At 66.2% G+C, this 4,141-nt stretch carries 6 protein-coding genes; 4 read left to right on the forward strand and 2 right to left on the reverse strand.

What is annotated here, in order from left to right; all coding sequences use genetic code 11:
• The 4 genes from ABIR74_RS11810 to ABIR74_RS11825 all read left to right on the forward strand — a co-directional run.
• Positions 1 to 227 (forward strand): helix-turn-helix domain-containing protein (locus tag ABIR74_RS11810; protein WP_348178338.1); only part of this gene is annotated, 227 nt, incomplete at its 5' end.
• Between the two features lie 301 nt (positions 228 to 528).
• Complete coding sequence (locus ABIR74_RS11815) at positions 529 to 732, forward strand: hypothetical protein (RefSeq protein WP_348178340.1); 204 nt, start codon at positions 529 to 531, stop codon at positions 730 to 732.
• Positions 733 to 737: 5 nt separating this feature from the next.
• Entirely contained in the window at positions 738 to 1,937 is a 1,200-nt protein-coding gene (locus ABIR74_RS11820) for a YbdK family carboxylate-amine ligase (protein ID WP_348178342.1), read from the forward strand.
• Between the two features lie 50 nt (positions 1,938 to 1,987).
• On the forward strand, positions 1,988 to 2,842 hold the full coding sequence (locus ABIR74_RS11825; RefSeq protein WP_348178344.1) for a hypothetical protein: 855 nt from the start codon (positions 1,988 to 1,990) through the stop codon (positions 2,840 to 2,842).
• Between the two features lie 499 nt (positions 2,843 to 3,341).
• Here the strand turns inward: ABIR74_RS11825 and ABIR74_RS11830 are convergent, their stop codons facing one another.
• Entirely contained in the window at positions 3,342 to 3,614 is a 273-nt protein-coding gene (locus ABIR74_RS11830) for a hypothetical protein (protein ID WP_348178346.1), read from the reverse strand.
• A 336-nt stretch (positions 3,615 to 3,950) separates the two neighbouring features.
• Positions 3,951 to 4,141, reverse strand: a 191-nt coding sequence (locus ABIR74_RS11835; RefSeq protein WP_348178348.1) for a hypothetical protein, incomplete at its 5' end; no start/stop codon positions are given.

Below are 4,141 nucleotides of genomic sequence, written 5' to 3' on the forward strand. Positions count from 1 at the left end.
GTGTCACCCCTTCCGAGTTCAAGGTGCTCGCGTTCCTCGGGTCGGAGCCGGGCCGCGTGTTCTCGAGGTCGCAGATCATGGAGCATCTCTGGGACGCCACGTTCGTCGGCGACGCCCGAGCCTGTGATGTGCACATCTCGAGCCTGCGCCGCAAGATCGAACGCGATCCGGCTCATCCGGGGCGGATCGTCACCGTGCGCGGCGTCGGCTACAAGCTCGCCGGTTAGCGCTCGCCGCTCGCCGTTCGGGAATGTGAGGAAACCCTCACGTTCTCGACATCCTGTGCTCACCGAACCCGTGGGCACCCTCACTTCGGACTCGTACGTTGGTCGTCATACACCCGTGCCGACGAAGGGACGCTGAGTCATGCGCGACACACACACGACGACTACCGATCGCCCGACCGGAATCGACGAAGGCTTCTGGGTCGCGGTCAGCACCGATTCGCACAACGTCGATGCCGCGGAGCAGCTCAGGGAAGCGTGACTGCACGCGCTCGATCGAGGCGCCGAGCATCTGGTTGTCGATGTGACCGCCCCGAGAACGCTGTCGGCGGAACTGAAGGACGTCCTCGCATCTGCGAGCGATGTTCTACGCGCTCGCGGGGGCTCGCTCGTGATCTGGTCCCGCGAGCATGGCTCCCGCGATCCGATCGTGCTGTCCGTCGACCACGAGGGAGTCGAGGCCGTTGCGGCGCGGCTCCAGGTGACAACAAGGGAGGAGAGGTCATGAGGAACATGCTTGATTCAGCCATGATCGAAGGGGCAACTGCAGACGCGGTGGAAGCCCGTCTGCGCTCGACTCTCGACTCGATCGCGTCCTTCACAATCGGGGCCGAGGAGGAGTACATCCTCGTCGACCCGACAACGCTGCTGCCGATTCCGCGCTCCGGCGAGGCCTTGTGGAGCTGCCACGGAGACCGGCGTGTCGCCGCCGAGCTGCTGCAATGCCAGATCGAAGGGATCGCCCCGATCTCTGTTGCGGTCGCCGACGTGGTGCGGGAACTCCGCAGCGTTCGCCGACTGCTCGATTCACGGCTCGCAGGAGTCGCACGACTCGTTGCCGTCGGGGCGCACCCAACGGCGACTGACCCGGGGCCGATCACCGAGGCGCCCCGCTACGCGCAGATTGCGTTGTCGCACCCGCTCGCAGCGCGCCGGATGCTCGTCGGCGGACTCCATGTCCACGTTGCCGTCGGCGGTGCGGACCGCGCTCTGGCCGTCTTCAACGCGCTTCGCAGCTATCTGCCATTCATCGCAGCCGTCGCCGCCAATGCACCGTTCCACGAAGGAGAAGACTCAGGGATGGCGAGCGTGCGCCCGACATTACTCCGGCACCTCCCTCGTACCGGCACGCCCCCCGCGTTCCGATCCCTCTCCGAGTACGCGGAATTCCTCGTCTGGTCTCGCGGGGTTGGCGCTCAGGACGCCACCCACCACTGGTGGGACCTCCGGATACACCCGTCCACCGGCACGATCGAGGTTCGCGTCGCCGATGTGCCAACGCACGTCGAGGACACCGGGGCGATCGTCGCGCTCACACAGTCCCTCATATTTCGGCTCGCCGAGCGATACGACAGCGGCGAAATGCTCGAGTGCCACGCAACCGAGCGGATCGAGGAGAACGCCCGACTGGCGGCACGCGATGGCGTCGGTGGGCTGCTCGCGAACCTCGACGACGGATCCTCGGTCGCAACGGCCGACGCAGTGCTCTCACTCGTCGAGGCACTGACGCCGTCGGCGTTGGCGCTCGGCTGCCTGGACGAGCTGTCCGGCATCGAGCGTCTCGCCCGCGAAGGTGGCGGCGCAACCCGCCAGCGACTCGTCGCCGAGTCAGGAGGAATCGATGAGCTCGTGCGCTGGCTCGCCGAACAGACGACAGGTCGTCGCTCGGGCGCGGGCTTCGCTGAACCAGAACTCGTCGCTCAGACGGGCTGACGTCCCGTCAAAAGAGCGGCGACACACCAACAAACAAGGAGCACATGGACATGAAAACCCTGAGAGAGTTCCACCGTTCGTCGGCGAGCGCAGGCGCAACGCCCGCTCGCATCGTCGCACTCCTGGCCGTCACGATCGTCGCGGTCGCCGTATTCGCGACCATCGGCTCCGCGTCGTCGGTCACCGCGGCAGCAGCGCAATACGCTCCTGTCAACACGGGCGCTCCGACGATATCGGGGAGCACGATCGAGAATCAGACGCTGACTGCCAACGAAGGCGTCTGGACGGGCCAACCAAACGCGTACGCCTATCAGTGGCTCCGCTGTGACGCGGCCGGGAATGCCTGCGCCGACATTGCCGGAGCGACGGCGAAGACATACAAGCTGCAGGCTGCCGACATCGCCAAGACGCTGCGCGTGCGGATCACGGCGAGTAACAACGACGGCAAGACGACGGTCACCTCGGGACAGTCGGCAGTGATCATCGGCTCCGGGCCGGCCGGGGCGGTCAAGCTGCCGAATGGTGAGACATCGATCCCGGTCTCGAGCGTCAGCATTGCGGCAGGCCAGCGGTTGATCGTCTCCGACGTGACCTTCACCCCCAACCCCGCCAAGGTGTTCTCGAATGCCCCCATCCTCGTCCGCGTGAAGGTGAAGGACACTCGCGGGTACGTCGTCCGTGGCTCGACGGTCTTCGTCCGGACGACGCCCGAGGTTACGAGCACGCCCCCCGAGCAACTCACGGCGAGCGACGGTTGGGTCACGCTGACGATGGTGCCCCAGGTCGACTTCCCGAAGAACCCTGCGTACAACGTGCAGGTGTACGTGCGGGCGCGCAAGGCGGGCGAGGACCCGCTCGGCGGTGTGTCGACCCGCCGCCTCGTTCAGTTCGGGCTCGCGAGGTAGCTCCGACGGAACACCGCGGCCGGCCGCCGGATCCGGCGGCCGGCCGAGGTGCGCAACCCTTTGGACTTGAGCCCGCACGGTGGCGAGCCTTCGAGGGCTCCCGGTGTGGCTCGGTCAGGCGACTCCGCCCGTTTCACGAACTCGCTCCCGCTCGTCGCCCTGCTCGGATCCGCGCGAGTGGGTGGAGGCGTGACAGCTTCCGCGTCCGTCCTGTTCGGGGGCTTCCTGCTTCAAGCGTTGAGCCGGGCCGATTTCGATTCCGAGCGTGTCCTGCCGCGCACAGCTGACGTGCTCGACCTGACGCAATCTCGCTAGCGCAGTCGCTGTCTGGGCCACGGCTACTTCAACGCCCGAGCAGCGCTCGACCTCAGCACGGGGCAGTGGTCGGCGGCCGCGAACAATCCGACCCGCAGATGATCGTGCATGCCGTGTGACCCTCCGGGAGGAATCGGTCGAGACGGCATCGACGCAACGCTCGGGAACCGACAGTCCTGTTGGGTTACCAACGTGTGTCGCTCGAGGCGCGGCTAACGAGGTCGCACCTGAGTTTTCGGTGGAGTTCGTCGAGTCCGGCTGGAGGTTCGGCGAGCACGCGGAGTACCGCCTCGCGTTGAGAGACGGTCAGAGCGACCGTGAAGCAGCGGCCGCGCTTGATGCCATCCACGATCCGCTCGGTCGCCTCTAGAGCGTCGGCGCTACCTTCGGCGAGGAGTAACGCGACCAGGTGGCGGCCATCCTCGTCCGTCACGTGGACGCCGTAGACTCGGACCATTCTTCAACGCTACGCACTCATCGATGGGCTGCGGGCAAACGTTCTGTATGGGGAAGCGGGAGGCCCCTCGCTGCAGCGATCGGCGGGACGTCAAGCCTCCTCGTCACGGTGGGAACGTCGGTCAGGCCCGCGACGGCAAGCGGATTGGACATTCGGGCGTCGCCCAAGCGTCCTATCCTCTCTCTGGCGGATCGTGTGTGGGCGACGGCGATGTTCGCGCGTGGGCCTGGCTTTCCGATTGCCGCCACTCTCGTTAGCGCTCAATCTCTGTTGAAGGTCGATCCCACGCGCCGACGAAGCCCATCCCTACCGGCCTGGGACCCCCGTGGTCGTTGGTCATTGGGATCGGGTGTGCGTGTTGTCTTCTGGTTCACGTCGGATGTGGGATCGAAATCGGATCGTGCGGAAGGTGAGGAGGATCGCGATGAACCCGACGATGAGGTTGACGGCGGTGAGGGTGATCTCCATCCCGACGCTGAACGCGAGGAGAGCGGTTCGGCTCGCTGCGCCGCGGAGGGTGTAGAGGA

Origin of the sequence: Gaiella sp., assembly GCF_039915195.1 — a bacterium.
In the GTDB taxonomy this organism is placed as follows: Bacteria; Actinomycetota; Thermoleophilia; order Gaiellales; family Gaiellaceae; genus Gaiella.

What these genes read in the sequence shown, in the direction of transcription:
- ABIR74_RS11820 (WP_348178342.1), top strand. Translation starts at nt 738, where the DNA reads ATGCTTGATTCAGCCATGATCGAAGGGGCAACTGCAGACGCGGTGGAA.
- ABIR74_RS11825 (WP_348178344.1), top strand. Translation starts at nt 1,988, where the DNA reads ATGAAAACCCTGAGAGAGTTCCACCGTTCGTCGGCGAGCGCAGGCGCA.
- ABIR74_RS11830 (WP_348178346.1), bottom strand. Translation starts at nt 3,614, where the DNA reads ATGGTCCGAGTCTACGGCGTCCACGTGACGGACGAGGATGGCCGCCAC.